This is a genomic window from Bacillus sp. FSL L8-0152 (genome assembly GCF_038006365.1).
Taxonomy (GTDB): Bacteria; Bacillota; Bacilli; order Bacillales; family Bacillaceae_G; genus Bacillus_A; species Bacillus_A cereus.
Genome location: NZ_JBBOVB010000001.1, coordinates 4461679 through 4478253 on the forward strand (window position 1 = coordinate 4461679; position 16575 = coordinate 4478253).

The window sequence follows — 16575 nt, forward strand, 5'->3', positions numbered from 1 at the left end:
ATAAATTGCAAGATTACTTTTCATTCTCCAATTGATAGATTGCTCCTACCATATCTTTAAAAATAGGTGTGACTTTATTCACTTTGTTATCAGTCTCTAGATCAACAACAACTAAAGCATATCTTGGATTCTCATACGGAAAATAACCTGCAAACCAGCGATTCACCCTCGTCCCTTTCCCTGTTTGCGCTGTCCCGGATTTTCCAGCGACACTGAGCGGTAACGAGCGGAATGCCGTTCCTGTTCCTTTCTCCCTTGTTACAACGCCTCTTAATAACTCTTGTAATGTTTTCACTGTTTCATACGAAAGCTGTTTTCCATGTAACGTATGGTTCTCAAATGTAAAAAAATCCGCTCCATTTTTATATACTATTTTTTCAACAGCTTTCACTTCCATCTTTTCTCCATTCCTCGCAATCGTCGCCATCATATTAGCAATTGCTAGAGGTGATATACGTACATCTTTCTGTCCAATCGCTGTTTGCTCTACCGCTTTTTTACTATTTTTGTTTTCTTCATTCCCCCAAATAGTAGTGCCTTTTTCTTCTGGCATTTGCTCGAAATGAGGTGTATGAAATACAGAACCTTTCCAGCCGACCTTTTCATTTGCTCCTAAAGCTGCTACGTATGTTTCTAGCACCGTCCTATCCTTTTGTAATAGCTCGTTACCTAACTCGGAAAATGTCCTGTTACAGCTCCTAGCAAAGCTCTCTTTGAAGTTAAGTGTACCCATCATAACTTGTGGGTCGTTTTCACCATATAAATCTTTATTACAATTAAATGTCCGATTAAACAAATTTACTTTTTGATCAATGACTGCAGCTGCAACTACTGTTTTAAAAACAGAGCCTGGAAAATGCGGCGTTAACATTTGATTTTCAAGTGTAGTCTTATATAAATTCTTATCTCTTACTTGTAAAGACGGCTTACTGACCATCGCTAATATTTCATTTGTCTTTACATCAAGTAATACTAATCCCCCCTTCTTTATTTCATTTGCTTCAATCACTTCTTCTGCTTTTTGCTGCAACCCTTTATGTAAAGTAGTTTGAATCCTAACTGGGTAAAATGGATTTCCTGGTGAAGTATATTTCGCTTGCTTTCCGAAAATTGGTTCTCCTTGCCGATCTACTTGATACAATACTTTTGCCTCTCCATCAGTCAATAAAAATTCATCAAAAGATTGCTGTAATCCTGAAATACCTATCGGCGTTTGTTTTGAAATTTTTTTCACTTCTCCATATCGCTTTTGAAATTCTCTTTCGTTCTCCCCTACATCACCAATTAAATGATTTATCTCCCCAGTTTGTTTTAATCGCACTTCAGCTGCTACAATACCTAATACATGTAATTGATTCACCTTCTCCATCTGCTCTCGTGTCACTCGAAATGGAGCAGTTTCCCCTTGCAGTATAAATGCATTTTTTTTATTTTTCATTTGTCTTCTGATCTCTTGTCTCGACACACCAATGATATGCGCGATTTTCTCTAACATGTCATTTTTTATTTGTAAAAATGGAAAAACAATTAAAACAGGATACTTTTCCTCACCTATTTCTTTACCACTACGATCTATAAACTGCCCACGTCCATCGTCTACTGCAATGGATTGCGTACGTTGCGTAACACTTTTTTCAATTAAATTTATTTTGCGATCAGTAAATGATTCTGTATCTATAATTTGGATTTGAATTAAACGACAAAGCAATAAAAACATAATGCCCATAAAACAAATTAAAACAATTGTAATTCTCCGTTTTATTTTCATAAAAAAACACCTCGTCTATTATAGTTTGGACGGAGTGTTTCATCTTTTATACAAATAAAAAAATCACTCGTTTTTACACGAGTGATTTTTTTATTATTTTACAGAGACAATCTCTACTTGCATTTCTCCGCCTGGTGTTTGGATTGTTACTTTCTCACCAATTTGCTTACCTAATAAGCTTTTTGCGATTGGAGAATCGTTAGAAATTCTTCCTTCAAATGGATCAGCTTCCGCACTACCTACGATTGTGTACGCTTCTTCATCTCCATTTGGTAATTCTTTAAATGTTACTGTTTTACCTAATGTAACAACAGTAGATACTTCGCCATTATCTTTAATGATAACTGCGTTACGAATCATATTTTCTAATTGTGTAATACGTCCTTCTACGAACGCTTGCTCATCTTTTGCTGCATCGTACTCAGAGTTCTCAGAAAGGTCCCCGAAGCTACGTGCGATTTTAATACGTTCCACTACTTCTTTACGTCTTACTGTTTTTAATTGCTCAAGTTCGTTCTCTAGTTTTTGCTTACCCTCTTGCGTCATAGGGTATGTTTTTTCTGTTGACATATTTTCCACTCCTTTTATATACCAATCCCCCGAAAAAAAGAGGAGTTCCATATGAAAACTCCTCCGCTTCCATTGTTAGCGGAGGTTTCTAGTACCCTTGCACTAGCGGAGTTGTCACATACAACCCCGTATTTCCAATTCTTCTTTATATAAAGAAGATATGTATGGAAAGTTGATATAAATATGCCCTCACCTATATATAGATGAGGTTGCATGTTTCATTGTATTCGATGGGAAGGGAAAAAATCCCTTCCTACCGTATATCTTTTACTATGCTATTACAAATTTACTTTTTGTTCAAGAATTGTTGCAATTTTTGTCACCATAATATCAATTGCAACATGGTTTTGTCCACCTTCAGGGATAATAATATCCGCAAACTTCTTAGAAGGCTCAATAAATTGATTGTGCATTGGACGTACAACAGTTACGTACTGATCAATAACTGAATCCATCGTACGACCGCGCTCTTTAATATCACGCTGCATGCGGCGCAGAATACGAAGGTCAGCATCTGTATCAACGAATAACTTAATGTCCATCAACTCACAAAGACGTGGGTCTTCTAAAATAAGAATTCCTTCTAAAATAATTACATCTTTCGGCTCAACTGGAATAATTTCTTCTGAACGCGTATGCAATGTATAGTCATATACAGGCTTATCAATTTGCTCATATGCAAGCAACTGCTGCAAATGTTCAATTAACAGATCATTATCAAACGCAAGCGGATGATCATAATTTGTTTTTAAACGCTCTTCCATTGGTAAATGGCTTTGATCTTTGTAATAATAATCTTGCTCCAAGATTAAAATGGAATGACCTTTAAAATGGTCAAAAATCGCTTTCGTTACACTTGTTTTTCCTGATCCTGAACCACCAGCGATTCCAATTACAACAGGCTTATTCGTCCCCATTCGACTACCACTCTTTCTTATTGAAGTATGCTTTTGCGCATCATATTATTCACATACACTGGTTGATCCACTTTGAATTTCACGATTTGCAACGGATGTCTCGCTGCATCTAATTCGTTTCCATCCTCATCCCAAATTTTCTCCACCGTCTGCGTAAAGTTTTCTATTTCTGGTCCAAAGAACTCCACTTCATGTCCTGGTTTGAAATGATTACGTTGCTCAAGCGTTACGATGCCCGTTTCTTCATTATAATCTAACACTAAACCAGCAAAATCATACGTTGTTTTCTTACTATGATTTCCAAACATTTGCTCTTGATGTCCTGGAACCCCTTCAAAGAATGCAGGAGCTGTATCACGATTTGCACATTTATCAAGCTCATCTAACCATTCTTGTTTAAACTCAAAGTTATCCGGATCCGCACAATAAGCATCAATTACTTTACGATATACAGTTGCTACAGTCGCTACGTAATGGATTGATTTCATACGTCCTTCTACCTTTAAACTATCGATTCCAATTTCAATCATTTTCGGAATTGATAAAATTAAATTTAAATCTTTTGGACTCATCGCAAAGTGAGCATCTTCTTCTTGGAATAGAGGAAGCTCTTTTGCATCTTTATGTTGTGATACTGTTTGAACTAAATCATAATCCCAGCGGCAAGATTGGCAACAACCGCCACGATTAGAGTCACGCGCTGTCATATGGTTACTTAGTGTACATCTTCCTGAATATGCGATACACATTGCACCATGGACGAATGCTTCAATTTCAATATCCACTTTGTCTTTAATTTCTTTCATTTCTTCATAGCTTGCTTCACGAGCTAATACAAGACGATGTAAACCTTCTTCTTTCCAATACTGTGCTGCTTTCCAGTTGGATAGTGATTGCTGTGTGCTTAAATGCACCTCAACAGAAGGCGCTACACGTTTACACGTCTCAATGATAAGCGGATCAGCAACGATAATTCCCGTTACGCCAGCTTTTTCAATCCCTTTTAAATATTCCTCTAGCCCGTCCATATTTTCATTATGTGCGAAAATATTTGTTGTTACATATATTTTCGCTCCATATTTCTTTGCAAATTCAACGCCTTCTGCCATATCTTCCAGCGTAAAGTTACCTGCATTCGAACGAAGACCAAATTCTTGTCCACCTAAATATACAGCATCTGCCCCATAATGGATAGCTACTTTTAATTTTTCTAAGTTACCCGCAGGGATTAACAGTTCAGGTTTCTTCACAATAACGCGCTTGCCATCGATCACTCGTGAAATTTCTTGTACAGTCATTTCCTACACCCTCCTCGTTTAGTAAACCGTTTCTTTAAAGAAGAATCCTGTGTCTAACGGACGATTTACTGGTTGCATTTCTTCTATTTCTTTATATAGAGCATCTTTCACGTCATAATACGCATCACGATCTTCTACGCATAAATCAATCGCTTGACGATATTTCTTCGTTACTTCAATAATGTATTCAGAACTTTTTAGTACACCATCGATTTTTAAGCTGTCAACTTCAGCTTCGATTAGTTCCTCTAATTCATCGATGAAACAAATATCGTTCGGACTCATAATATGAGTACCATTTTCATCTTCATAGATTGGATATTTATTATTACGCTCTGGGTCATATAAGAACATATTCTCTTCATATTTTTTCTTTTCAATGTCAAGATTACGTCCTTGATACTCAAAGTAGTTTCCTACTAATGAACGCTTCGATTGGAACATACAAGTCATACCGTGAATTTGTACTTCTAGTTCCACTTCAGCATTTTCTTTTAAATCAACAATTTCATCTAAGCTCAGCTCACGAGCTAATACAGCACGCTTCGCTCCTCTTTGGCCCCAGTAATTACAAGTGAACCAATTGGTTGCTGTCGTTTCTGTATTCCAGTGCAACTGCATATTTGGCGCTACTTCGCGAACAGCCATTAATACTGCTGGATCTCCGAAAACAATTGCATCTACATTTACTTCATTTAAAAATGAAACGTAATCTGTTAATTCTTCTACTTTATCGTTGTGGAACATAGCGTTCATTGCTACGTATACTTTCACACCATTTTCATGCGCAATCTTCACAGTTTGTTTTACATCTTCACGTGAAAACTCCCCTGCTAAACGTAAACCAAACTTTTGCTCACCGATCATTACCGCATCTGCTCCTGCTTTCGCAAGAAGTTCGATATCCGCCACCACTCTTGGCGTTACTAACAATTCAGGTTTCTTCATACCTTGGTCACCCTCTCTTTTTACTAACAGCTACTCCATCACCAATTGGGAAAATCGTTGTATCATATCCTTCATGGTTCATAAGCCACTCATTGTACGTCTTAATACGACGGATTAAACCACGTGTACGTCTGTTTTCAATCTTCTCTTTTGTCGTTACAAGACCATGGTACATAACATTATCTGAAATAATTACGCCACCAGGATTTAATAACGGTTCATATAAGTCAAAAAAGCGACGATACTGTCCTTTTGCTGCATCAATAAAAATAACGTCAAATGTCCCGTGTTCTTTTACTTGTTCACCTGTTTCTAACGCATCACCGTAAATAACTGAAATACGATCTGTTACTGGGGAACGTTCTATATATTCAAGTGCTTTTTCATATCGCTCACGATTGCGCTCAACTGTCACAATACGTGAATTTGGAATAGCTTGCATCATACGAATACTAGAATAACCGATTGCTGTTCCAAGTTCTAAAATGCTTTTCGGTCCAATTAAACGTAAAAATTGCAGCATAAATTCCATTCCAAGTCGATCCATAATCGGCACATGATTTTCTGTTGCATATTCTTCCATTTCAAGAATTAATTTATCTTTCGGATCAATAAATGATAATAGGTACTCGTTAACTGCATCCTCCATAAATGGTCCTCCTTATTTACATGGAGAAGTGCCTCTATGACGTCTTTTCCCACATAGAATGCAATAAAAATACAAGCCAGCTTTACCCTTAGCTTGTACGTCCCGTTTTGATATTAAAAACGATTCTTCTGCCAGTTTTTAACCCGATATATTTTACCACAAAAAAGAGGGATGTGCGACTTTTTTCGCTATCCCTCCCCATTTCACTGTTTTTTCGTAATGTATTTTTGCTTTAATGCATTATGCTCTTCTAATGTTTTCGCATAGTACACTTCACCACTTGGTGCAGCTAAGAAATAATAATAATCTGTTTGCGCAGGTTCTAACGCAGCTTCCACTGAATGTTTACCAGAGTTTGCGATCGGCCCTACCGGCAATCCCTTTACAACATACGTATTGTACGGTGAGTTGACCTTTAAGTCTTCGTATAATACACGTTGTTTATGCTTTCCAAGTGCATATAATACCGTTGGATCCGTTTGAAGCGGCATACCTTTTGCTAAACGATTATAAAAGACACTAGCGATCTTTTGACGATCTGTAAAACCAGTTGCCTCTTCTTCAATAAGTGAAGATAATGTTAAAAGCTGATGAACATCCCAGTTCTTCGCTTTCATTTTCGCCTCATTTTGAACAATGATTGCATTTGTTTTCTCAAGCATCGGAATTACAATTTCTTCTAACGTTGTATCTTTCTTATAAAACGAATACGTTGCAGGATATAAATAACCTTCTAATGGGTATTTAATATTACTATCAAAGATTTTATCCGTTAATAACTTCGGATACTTTTGCTGCATTTTTTGAATAAATGCTTTATCGTTTAATTGACGCGTAACATCATCTTTATTCCACTTTAGTTCTGTCGCAATCGTTTCTGCAATTTCAGTTACTTGCGCCCCTTCTTTAATCGTCACTTTATAAAGAGCTGGACGATGCACGTTGCCAGATGACATTTGTTCGATCACATCTTCAGCATTCATTGAAGGGTTTAATAAATATGTACCTGCTTGTAAACTTTTCGATTTAGCCTTTGTATAAAAACTAAAAACTGTACCGTTTTTTACAGCGCCTTTTTCTTCTAAAATTTCTCCAATTTTACTTGTAGATGATCCTTTCGGAATTTCTACTTCAATCTCTTTTTTATTCCCGCTATCAACTGGTCCTAATGCGGATGAAATATACGCATAGACTGAACCACAAACTAAAAGCAGTGCAATAATCGAAAATAAAAAGATGCGTCTACGCTTCTTTTTCACTTGATTCTCTATCAAAACATTTCCTCCTTACTTAATTGTAGACCGTATGTACACCTTTCTATACAGCACGATGTAAAAATGCAACAAATTCACTTATCTTTTTTAATAGACACTTTATTTTTCTACAATCCGTCTCATTATACTACAAAGACTTACACAGTTTCGACAAAAAATCTTTCATTTTACATATAAATACAAAAAAAGATGGACTGTATATCGTCCATCTTTTCAGTACTTATTATTCAGCTTCTTGCTCATCAGCAATAGTGTTGAACGTTTCTTGTACCATTTCCCACTCTTCTTCAGATTCGATTGGAAGTAAAACTCCGCCCTCTTCTTCATTTTGCTCATAAGCCATTGCATCATAAATTGGGTCTCCATCTTCATCTACTTCACCGATTGGAGAGAAGATTACGTATGATTTTTTACCAAATTTTTCAGCATCAAAAGTGAAAATAATTTCACATAAATGTTCGTTACCTTTTTCGTCTACAATTGTAATTTGACGTTCTTCCATTTTGGTCACCTCTTATTTTCTATCTAAAAATCCTTGTAAGATTACGACTGCAGCCATCTTATCGATTACTTGCTTTCGCTTCTTACGACTTACATCAGCTGAAATGAGTAGACGTTCCGCTGCCATCGTTGACAAACGCTCGTCCCACATTACAACGTCTAATTGTAACAGCTCTCGTAGGTTTTCTGCAAATTGTTGGCACGCTTCACCACGTGGGCCAATTGTACCATTCATATTTTTAGGTAAACCTACTACTATTTTATCCACATTGTACTGCTTTACTAACTCAGAAATACGATCAAAACCAAAGTGACCTCGTTCTTCGTTAATCTTAATTGTTTCTAATCCTTGTGCTGTCCAGCCCATTTCGTCGCTAATTGCAACTCCGACTGTTTTTGTACCTACATCTAAACCTAATATCCGCATAAACTACTCCTCACGATGATGTTTCAAGTAAGACTTCACAAGCTCTTCAATAATCTCATCACGTTCAAGCTTGCGAACGATGCTACGTGCATCTTTATGGCGAGGTATGTATGCTGGGTCTCCACTTAATAAATAACCGACGATTTGGTTAATCGGATTATAGCCTTTTTCTTGAAGTGCATCATACACAGTTAAAAGTACATCATTTACATGGACACTCTGTTTTTCATCTTGAATGCTAAACTTCATTGTTTTATCAAAACCGTCCATTTCAAGCACCTCACTTATATAGTAAGTATAGGGAGAAGAACTTCTCCTCTCCCTACCATTGTACACTACTATCTCTTTATTTTGAAACAGATTTAACGTACTCTTTTACAAATGCTAAAGCTTCTTCGACTTGAGCTGGGTTTTTACCGCCTGCTTGTGCCATATCAGGACGGCCACCACCGCCACCGCCGCAACGAGAAGCTACTTCTTTCACAAGTTTACCAGCATGGTAACCTTGGCCAATTAAGTCTTTCGTTACACCTGCTAGGATGTTTACTTTATCGTCATTAACAGACGCTAATACAACAACTGCTGACTCTAATTTATTTTTTAGATCATCCATCATCGTACGTAAGTTGTTCATATCTGCAACATTTACTTTCGCTGCTAATACATTCACACCATCAACTGTCATTACAGAATCAGTTAAGTTTCCAGCTTCGATATTGCTTAATTTCGCAGCAAGAGATTCATTTTCTTTTTGCAGTTGTTTTACTTCGGCAAATAGACCATCAACTCTTGTTAAAATATCTTTCGGATTTGTTTTCATTTTTCCTGCTGCTTCTTTTAATAAACCTACTTGATCGTTCATTAATTCGTATGCAGACTTACCAGTTACTGCTTCAATACGACGAGTTCCTGCACCGATACCAGACTCAGCAACGATTTTGAAAATACCGATAGAAGCTGTATTATCAACGTGACAACCACCACAAAGCTCTAAACTGTAATCGCCAACTTGTACAACGCGTACAACATCACCGTATTTTTCACCGAATAATGCCATTGCGCCCATTTCTTTCGCTTCTTCGATTGCTTTTTGAGAAATCTCAACATCAATACTTTCCCAAATTTTCTCGTTTACCATACGCTCAATTTTTTCTAATTCGTCAGCTTGTACTTGACCGAAGTGAGAGAAGTCAAAGCGTAAACGTTCAGAAGTTACAAGAGAACCTGCTTGGTTAACGTGTGTTCCAAGTACATCTTTTAATGCTTGGTGTAGTAAGTGAGTTGCTGTATGATTTTTCACAACGCTACTACGGTTTTTCGTATCGATAATAGCTTTCACAGCCGCATCTTTCGTTAATGTACCTTCTTCAACAACAACTTTGTGTAAGTTTTGACCATTTGGTGCTTTTTGCACGTCTTTTACAAGAACTTTCACGCCATCAGCAAGAAGGTAACCACGGTCTGCAATTTGTCCACCGCTCTCAGCATAGAATGGTGTTACATCAAGCATTAATTGTCCTTCTTCACCAGCTTGTAAGCTGTCTGTGTATTCGCCGTTTTTCACAAGTGCAACAACGTTACTTTCTGTTGCAACTGTACCGTAACCAACGAACTCACTCGCTACTTTAACTTCTCCAAGTACACCGCCTTGAACTTGCATTGAGTCAACGTCTTGACGAGCAGCACGTGCACGCTCACGTTGTTTTTCCATTTCATTTTCAAAACCTTCATGATCAACTGTCATGCCAGCTTCTTCTGCATATTCTTCTGTTAATTCAATTGGGAAACCGTATGTGTCATATAGACGGAACGCATCTACTCCAGAAATAACAGTTGTTTTTTCTTCTTTTGCTTTTGTAATAACTTCAGCTAAAATTGCTTCACCATCATGAAGTGTTTCATGGAAACGCTCTTCTTCGTTTTTCACAACTTTCGCAATGAAATCTTTCTTTTCAAGTACTTCTGGATAGAAGTCTTTCATTACTTCTCCAACAACCGGTACTAATTCAAACATGAATGGACGGTTAATGTTTAATTTCTTCGAATAACGAACAGCGCGGCGTAATAAACGACGTAATACATAACCACGGCCTTCGTTAGAAGGAAGAGCACCGTCACCAACAGCAAATGTTACTGTACGGATATGGTCAGCAATTACTTTAAACGCCATATCTTTTTCTAAATCGCCATTACGATATTTCTCACCAGAAATTGATTCTGTTGCACCAATCATCGGCATGAATAGATCTGTATCAAAGTTCGTAGGCACATCTTGAACGATAGATGTCATACGTTCTAGACCCATCCCTGTATCAATGTTTTTCTTAGGAAGTGGTGTATATGAACCATCTGGATTATGATTAAATTGAGAGAATACAAGGTTCCATACTTCTAAGTAACGCTCGTTTTCTCCGCCTGGATATAATTCTGGGTCACTAAAGTCATTACCGTAAGCTTCTCCGCGGTCATAGAAGATCTCTGTATTCGGTCCACTTGGTCCTTCACCGATATCCCAGAAGTTTTCTTCTAAGCGGATAATACGCTCTTTTGGAACGCCCATTTTCTCATTCCAAATTGTGAATGCTTCTTCATCTTCTGGATGGATTGTAACTGATAGTAATTCTTTATCGAATCCGATCCATTTGTCGCTCGTTAAGAATTCCCAAGCCCATGTAATTGCTTCTTCTTTGAAGTAATCACCAATTGAGAAGTTTCCTAACATTTCAAAGAATGTATGGTGACGAGCTGTTTTCCCTACGTTTTCAATATCGTTTGTACGAATTGATTTTTGAGCATTTGTAATACGTGGATTTTGTGGGATTACACGTCCATCAAAATATTTTTTTAATGTTGCTACACCACTATTAATCCATAGAAGAGATGGATCTTCATGTGGAACTAGTGATGCACTAGGTTCTACTGCATGTCCTTTTTCTTGGAAAAAGTCTAAAAACATTTGACGAATTTGTGCGCCTGTTAGTTGTTTCATTGTATTTTCCTCCTTAAATATAAAAAACTCCCGTCCCTATAAAAGGGACGAGAGTTAACTCGCGATACCACCCTAATTATGAATTGATTACAATAACAATCAATTCATCACCTCATGGTGCCGTAACGTGGCAAGACGGCAGTGATTAGCTGCTCTCAGGATTAGCTTTCTGTTACCCTTCATTTAAAGCTTCTTTCAGCCATATGGAAGCTTCTCTCTATAAATGGACTGTAACGTACTTGTTCCGTCATTGATTTAATGTATTATATGACTAAATATAATAGAATTCTCTTAAGTTTGTCAATGTAGATAATCATTTATATTGTATTAATCGCTTATTAATCATAGGTATTCTACTATTCATTCTTAACAGCCTTTTCATATATTATGCGTTTATAAATAAATTGGAATCTCCTTACAATAATAATTTATAAAAATTTCTAAATATTACTTTTTTTGCTATAATTAAATTATTGTTAATAAAATAAAGGAGCGATCACAATGACAACCTTACTTAACAAAGCTAAAAACATATTAGCAACTGACGAAACGATATTATTTTACGCAGCATGTTCATTAGACATATTTATTTATCGTTCCGTCGCAAGGCCAGGATTGCTAATTTTAACGAACAAAAGGCTATTCTTTTACGGGCCAGATGTAAGTAAGAATCCAATATTTGAAGAGTACTCTTTCGCAAAAATTTCTAATCTAAAAGAACAAAAGCGTCTTTTCAACAATCAAATTGTATTTATGTATGATAACGAATGGAAAAAAATAAAACATATTCAAACAAATGATGTGAGCTCCCTCGTTCAAAAGATACACGAGCAGCTTTCTCAATAAATATATGATTAGCCCTCTATTTCTTACATAGAGGGCTTCTATACTTACACATTTTCTTTTTTCAAGAGAGGTCTCACATGAACAATGACAGTACGAATAACTGCTAAAATCGGAACCGATATTAGTAATCCTACAATACCAGCTACTTCCCCCCCAACTAGTAATGCAAGCATAATAATAACAGGATGCATACGAAGTGACTTGCCAACAATGTAAGGCGATAAAATGTTACTTTCCACAAATTGCAAAATAGCAATCGTAATCCCCGCCTTAATAAGTAAACTCGTTGATACTGTTGCTGCAATCATTAACGTCGGGATCGCTCCTAAAATAGGACCAAAGTACGGGATTATATCCGTTACCCCAATAATAATGCCAAGCAATAATGGATATTTCATACCGATAAACCAAAAAGAAAGAGCTGATACTCCCCCTAATACTAAACAAACAAATAACTGTCCTCGAATATAACTTCCAAGTGACTTATCAATTTCTTTCGCAAGCATTTGCCCCGTACCTCGCCATTTACTTGGGACTAGTTTCCAAAAGATATGATAAAACTCACCATAATCTTTTAATATGTAAAATACAATGAACGGTATTAAGAAAATAATGAGCAATGAATCGAGTACACCACGAGCTGTACTCATCACTTTATTTAAAAGCGCTTGAATCTTCGTTTCCACACCCACAAAAAGTTGTTTCACCTTTTCATGAATGAACGAAGGGAAATTCGCTGTTTGTTCTGTAACGCCATCCATCCACGAATCGTACATCTTTGTAAACTGCGGAAATTGTTCATTAATCTCTTGTAACTGTTTAATAACGACTGGTGTTCCTTTATAAATCCCATAACCAATTCCGCCAAAGAAAAGGATATAAATGAGCAAAATGGCAAGTGTACGGGGCATCCCTTCCTTATGAATTTTTTCAATTAAAGGGTGCAATAAATACGCAATAAAACAGGCGATAAGAAACGGCGTAATCGCTACTTTAAATACAAAAATAATCGGTGCCCATAGTGGCTTAATTTTTAAAAAGACGAGCAAACAAAGAAAAACAAGTAACAATAATCCTAAACGATATATCCAAATGATTTTAAGATTCTTCACATGAAAAACCTCCTCCACCTTTATTTTGAAAATAAATGGGTTAGGTTATGTGTGAAACTTTTAAAATCTTTTCATACGGACCATACTGTTTTTTAAAGACGTACATATAAATAACATAACAAGGACAACCACCCCTGAGAATACAGCATGAAATAATGTAATCAGGAGGGCTAATTATGGTTTTGTTTATGCTTGGATTATCAGCACTTTTTATGATTCTTGAATGGATTTGTATCGGCTTTGGTATTTGGAAGGGGTTCTTTATTCGTTCCTCACGTAAAGAAAAAGCGAAGCAATTATGGCAGTATGGAATACTTGGCGTCGGCTGTTACGGTCTATCTTATCTTTTCTCAGAAATTGGACTTTTTTATTTGCATATGAGTGCATAAAAAAACTCCCTTGTCTATAAGGGAGTTTTCACTTTATCGAAATGATTATAAGTAAGACTTAATCATCTTACGTGCTTTTTTCATATTGCGTTTTGAAAATACATCTTGCTTACGAGCATATTGATATGCTGCAGCTCCAACACCTAATGCGATTAATGAATTGCGTAGATTCAAAGTAAATCCCCCTTTTCGTTATCCGATCGTTCTTTCATTCTCATCAAATAAATCATCAAGAGAGCTTAATGAACCATCTTCCTCAACTTGATGCGTATGGATTTTCCCCTTTGAAACCGATAATTCGATATAACAATTCCAGCAATAAAATTGGTTGACACCTATTTTCCCAATGTCTTTCCCTTTGCAATTTGGACAAATGAACATATGGCTTTCATCTCCTTACAGTCTCCCAGATTCTATTCGCCATTATGTCCAAACCGCATTCATTTATACATTGCTGGAGCCTTTCAACGCTATGCGTTTGAAAGTTTCACTATATAATTTCACCTTGTTACATGAAATCATACGGTGAAATGTTTTCCACGTCCATTTCCTCGCCATTAACTGTGACCATCTGTACTTCTCCTTGTGATTCCTGCAAGCGACTAGCTAAAGTTGTTTGACGCATTGCATCATCAAGGCGATTTACACCAGATTGGAAAGCTACTTCCTCCCCGCAAATAATAAGGAACTTCTTACTTCTTGTAATGCCCGTGTAAATTAAATTACGGCGTAACATACGGTTGTAACTTTTCACAATCGGCATAATAACAATCGGAAATTCACTACCTTGTGATTTATGAATCGAACAACAATATGCATGTGTAATTTGATTTAAATCCGGCTTTGTATACGTTACCTCAATTCCATCAAATGAAACGATAATCATATCTTGTTGCTCAACGTTTTCTTTCGCATAAAACACCGAAACAATTTCTCCGATATCCCCATTAAACACTTGGCTCTCCGGCTGATTAACGAGTTGCAGTACTTTATCGCCTCTTCGGTATACAACATCACCGTACTGGATTTCTTTACTCTTTTCCCTTTTCGGGTTAAATACTTGTTGCAGCGCTTCGTTTAATACATTAATACCAGCAGGCCCGCGGTACATCGGTGCTAATACTTGAACATCCCTTGCACTAAAGCCTTTTGTTTTAGCGTTTTCGCAAACTTTTTTCACAACCTCAACAATTTGAGCCCCTGTACAGCTGATAAACGAACGATCTTTTTTATTTTGCGCTAAATCTGGCGGGAGTGTGCCGTCTTTGATCGCATGGGCAAGTTGAATAACAGATGAGCCTTCTGCTTGACGATAAATTTCAGTAAGCTTCACTGTCGGAACTGCACCTGCATTTAATAAATCTTTTAATACTTGTCCAGGTCCTACAGATGGCAACTGATCTTCATCACCTACAACGATAACTTGAATATTCGTTGGTAGCGACTTAAATAGCTGATTTGCGAGCCAAATATCAACCATTGAAAATTCATCGATAATAAGGAGCTTACCTTGGACAGGATCCGTTTCATTACGCTGGAAAGATCCTTCTGGCGTCCAGCCAAGCAAACGGTGAATTGTGCAAGCTGGAAGTCCTGTCGATTCACTCATCCGCTTCGCTGCTCTTCCTGTTGGAGCTGTTAATAGTATTGGAAATGGATTATCATCACTGTATTCATTCGGATTTAACGATAATCCGTGAAGTGACGCATACATTTCAACAATCCCTTTAATAACGGTTGTTTTTCCTGTTCCTGGTCCACCTGTTAATAACATCATCGGTTTATGAAGTGCCGTTTGAATCGCTTCTTGCTGAAATGGTGCATATTGTACATTCAACTGTTCTTCAATTTCACCTAATGTTTTTAACACTTCTGCTTCAGGAAATGAAGGTGTTTCCTCTTGATTCATCAATCGACGAATAGACTTTACAACACCTTTTTCAGAGTAGAATAAAGTTGCTAAATACACTCGTTCTTCTTCTATGATGACTTTCCCTTCACTTTGCATCGTTTCAATACAACCTATAATATCTTCTTCAGTCACTCTTCCTTCTTGATTGTTTAAAAGTGACATCGTTTCTCTTACAAGTTGATCTTTCCTCATATAAACGTGACCAAGTTGCAATGAGACATTCTCTAATGTGTAAAAACATCCCGCTCGTACACGGTCGTCGTGATTACCCGATATCCCTAACGCACGCCCTATATCATCCGCTCGTCCAAAACCAATCCCGTCCACTTCTTCAATAAGTTGATACGGATTATTACGAATCACTTCTAATGTCATCTCTTTATATTGCTGGTAAATCTTAATAGAAAGTTTCGTTCCAAAACCGTAACCATTTAAAAAGCTCATTACTTTCTCTAATCCTTGATGTTCAACAATTGTCTCATATATTTCCTGAGCCTTTTGTTTGTTAACAACACCATTTAACGCCTCAGGGTCATCCATAATTTTAGAAATAGCATGTTCCCCGAGATGATCCACAATTTTTTCCGCTGTACGCTTTCCTATCCCTTTAAATAAATCACTCGCTAAATATTGCACCATACCTGCTTTTGTTTGCGGCAATTCTTTTTTAAATGTTTCAACCATATATTGTTTTCCATACTTTGGATGGTCCTTAAAGTGACCTGTCAATGTAAACACTTCATCTTCATGCATGCGGGGAAAATGACCGTTTATCATTACTTTCTTTTCGTCATACGTTTCATTCGTTTCAATGACTTTCATACTGACAACGGAATAGAGGTTTTCTTCGTTGTGGAAAATGGTATGAAGAACTTGCGCTTTTATAAATTTTTTCTCTTCCTCAAACAAATCCATTGCATGTTGATTTCCCATCTTTCCTCTCCTTTCCGATATTTTCACTTTAATGAGCAGTAC

Annotated in this window: 17 protein-coding genes and 1 other annotated feature; of the genes, 2 read left to right on the forward strand and 15 right to left on the reverse strand. The window is 36.9% G+C overall.

The genetic code is table 11. From position 1 onward, the window contains the following. Positions 1–13: 13 nt before the first annotated feature. The 11 genes from MHH27_RS22510 to alaS form a co-directional block, all read right to left on the reverse strand. Entirely contained in the window at positions 14–1768 is a 1755-nt protein-coding gene (locus MHH27_RS22510; protein ID WP_000695142.1) for a peptidoglycan D,D-transpeptidase FtsI family protein, read from the reverse strand. 93 nt (positions 1769–1861) lie between these two features. Then, positions 1862–2338, reverse strand: a complete 477-nt coding sequence (gene greA, locus MHH27_RS22515) for a transcription elongation factor GreA (protein WP_014894880.1) — start codon at positions 2336–2338, stop codon at positions 1862–1864. A gap of 278 nt (positions 2339–2616) precedes the next feature. Next, positions 2617–3255: a uridine kinase gene (gene udk / locus MHH27_RS22520; protein ID WP_000537080.1), complete on the reverse strand. Its 639-nt coding sequence runs from the start codon at positions 3253–3255 to the stop codon at positions 2617–2619. 17 nt (positions 3256–3272) lie between these two features. Further along, positions 3273–4553 (reverse strand): peptidase U32 family protein, encoded by a 1281-nt coding sequence (locus MHH27_RS22525; RefSeq protein WP_000217961.1) that lies wholly within the window; start codon positions 4551–4553, stop codon positions 3273–3275. Between the two features lie 18 nt (positions 4554–4571). Continuing rightward, a complete protein-coding gene (locus tag MHH27_RS22530; RefSeq protein ID WP_340944104.1) occupies positions 4572–5501 on the reverse strand; it encodes a peptidase U32 family protein in 930 nt (309 codons plus the stop codon). A 7-nt stretch (positions 5502–5508) separates the two neighbouring features. Further along, positions 5509–6150, reverse strand: coding sequence for an O-methyltransferase (locus MHH27_RS22535; RefSeq protein ID WP_000389102.1), 642 nt, complete (start codon positions 6148–6150; stop codon positions 5509–5511). A gap of 203 nt (positions 6151–6353) precedes the next feature. Beyond that, the gene (mltG, locus tag MHH27_RS22540; protein WP_000572135.1) at positions 6354–7424 is read right to left on the reverse strand and encodes an endolytic transglycosylase MltG; all 1071 of its coding nucleotides are present in this window, start codon (positions 7422–7424) and stop codon (positions 6354–6356) included. A gap of 223 nt (positions 7425–7647) precedes the next feature. After that, positions 7648–7926, reverse strand: a complete 279-nt coding sequence (locus MHH27_RS22545; protein WP_000392731.1) for a DUF1292 domain-containing protein — start codon at positions 7924–7926, stop codon at positions 7648–7650. A gap of 12 nt (positions 7927–7938) precedes the next feature. Further along, on the reverse strand, positions 7939–8352 hold the full coding sequence (gene ruvX / locus MHH27_RS22550; protein WP_001221192.1) for a Holliday junction resolvase RuvX: 414 nt from the start codon (positions 8350–8352) through the stop codon (positions 7939–7941). Between the two features lie 3 nt (positions 8353–8355). After that, complete coding sequence (locus MHH27_RS22555) at positions 8356–8622, reverse strand: IreB family regulatory phosphoprotein (RefSeq protein ID WP_000348591.1); 267 nt, start codon at positions 8620–8622, stop codon at positions 8356–8358. Between the two features lie 76 nt (positions 8623–8698). Beyond that, positions 8699–11341 carry an alanine--tRNA ligase gene (alaS, locus tag MHH27_RS22560; RefSeq protein ID WP_075716650.1) on the reverse strand — a complete coding sequence of 881 codons (2643 nt, stop codon included), beginning with the start codon at positions 11339–11341 and terminating at the stop codon, positions 8699–8701. Between the two features lie 40 nt (positions 11342–11381). After that, positions 11382–11601, reverse strand: a binding site (T-box leader). Between the two features lie 241 nt (positions 11602–11842). Here alaS and MHH27_RS22565 point away from each other — a divergent pair. After that, a complete protein-coding gene (locus tag MHH27_RS22565) occupies positions 11843–12187 on the forward strand; it encodes a PH domain-containing protein (protein ID WP_053563621.1) in 345 nt (114 codons plus the stop codon). A 44-nt stretch (positions 12188–12231) separates the two neighbouring features. On the opposite strand, the gene MHH27_RS22570 is transcribed toward MHH27_RS22565, so the two are convergent. Then, on the reverse strand, positions 12232–13299 hold the full coding sequence (locus tag MHH27_RS22570) for an AI-2E family transporter (RefSeq protein WP_000793129.1): 1068 nt from the start codon (positions 13297–13299) through the stop codon (positions 12232–12234). Positions 13300–13475: 176 nt separating this feature from the next. Between MHH27_RS22570 and MHH27_RS22575 the strand changes: the two genes are divergently transcribed. Beyond that, positions 13476–13688, forward strand: coding sequence for a hypothetical protein (locus tag MHH27_RS22575; protein WP_000242539.1), 213 nt, complete (start codon positions 13476–13478; stop codon positions 13686–13688). A 45-nt stretch (positions 13689–13733) separates the two neighbouring features. Here MHH27_RS22575 and MHH27_RS22580 read toward each other — a convergent pair whose 3' ends face one another. The 3 genes from MHH27_RS22580 to recD2 form a co-directional block, all read right to left on the reverse strand. Beyond that, positions 13734–13862 (reverse strand): YrzQ family protein, encoded by a 129-nt coding sequence (locus MHH27_RS22580; RefSeq protein ID WP_001053553.1) that lies wholly within the window; start codon positions 13860–13862, stop codon positions 13734–13736. Between the two features lie 18 nt (positions 13863–13880). Next, positions 13881–14069 (reverse strand): hypothetical protein, encoded by a 189-nt coding sequence (locus tag MHH27_RS22585; RefSeq protein ID WP_000469281.1) that lies wholly within the window; start codon positions 14067–14069, stop codon positions 13881–13883. A gap of 127 nt (positions 14070–14196) precedes the next feature. Further along, a complete protein-coding gene (gene recD2 / locus MHH27_RS22590; RefSeq protein ID WP_000528080.1) occupies positions 14197–16533 on the reverse strand; it encodes an SF1B family DNA helicase RecD2 in 2337 nt (778 codons plus the stop codon). Positions 16534–16575: the final 42 nt, after the last annotated feature.

Coding starts and splice junctions, on each gene's coding strand:
- MHH27_RS22510 (WP_000695142.1), bottom strand. CDS start 1,768: ATGAAAATAAAACGGAGAATTACAATTGTTTTAATTTGTTTTATGGGC.
- greA (WP_014894880.1), bottom strand. CDS start 2,338: ATGTCAACAGAAAAAACATACCCTATGACGCAAGAGGGTAAGCAAAAA.
- udk (WP_000537080.1), bottom strand. CDS start 3,255: ATGGGGACGAATAAGCCTGTTGTAATTGGAATCGCTGGTGGTTCAGGA.
- MHH27_RS22525 (WP_000217961.1), bottom strand. CDS start 4,553: ATGACTGTACAAGAAATTTCACGAGTGATCGATGGCAAGCGCGTTATT.
- MHH27_RS22530 (WP_340944104.1), bottom strand. CDS start 5,501: ATGAAGAAACCTGAATTGTTAGTAACGCCAAGAGTGGTGGCGGATATC.
- MHH27_RS22535 (WP_000389102.1), bottom strand. CDS start 6,150: ATGGAGGATGCAGTTAACGAGTACCTATTATCATTTATTGATCCGAAA.
- MHH27_RS22545 (WP_000392731.1), bottom strand. CDS start 7,926: ATGGAAGAACGTCAAATTACAATTGTAGACGAAAAAGGTAACGAACAT.
- ruvX (WP_001221192.1), bottom strand. CDS start 8,352: ATGCGGATATTAGGTTTAGATGTAGGTACAAAAACAGTCGGAGTTGCA.
- MHH27_RS22555 (WP_000348591.1), bottom strand. CDS start 8,622: ATGGACGGTTTTGATAAAACAATGAAGTTTAGCATTCAAGATGAAAAA.
- alaS (WP_075716650.1), bottom strand. CDS start 11,341: ATGAAACAACTAACAGGCGCACAAATTCGTCAAATGTTTTTAGACTTT.
- MHH27_RS22565 (WP_053563621.1), top strand. CDS start 11,843: ATGACAACCTTACTTAACAAAGCTAAAAACATATTAGCAACTGACGAA.
- MHH27_RS22575 (WP_000242539.1), top strand. CDS start 13,476: ATGGTTTTGTTTATGCTTGGATTATCAGCACTTTTTATGATTCTTGAA.
- MHH27_RS22585 (WP_000469281.1), bottom strand. CDS start 14,069: ATGTTCATTTGTCCAAATTGCAAAGGGAAAGACATTGGGAAAATAGGT.
- recD2 (WP_000528080.1), bottom strand. CDS start 16,533: ATGGGAAATCAACATGCAATGGATTTGTTTGAGGAAGAGAAAAAATTT.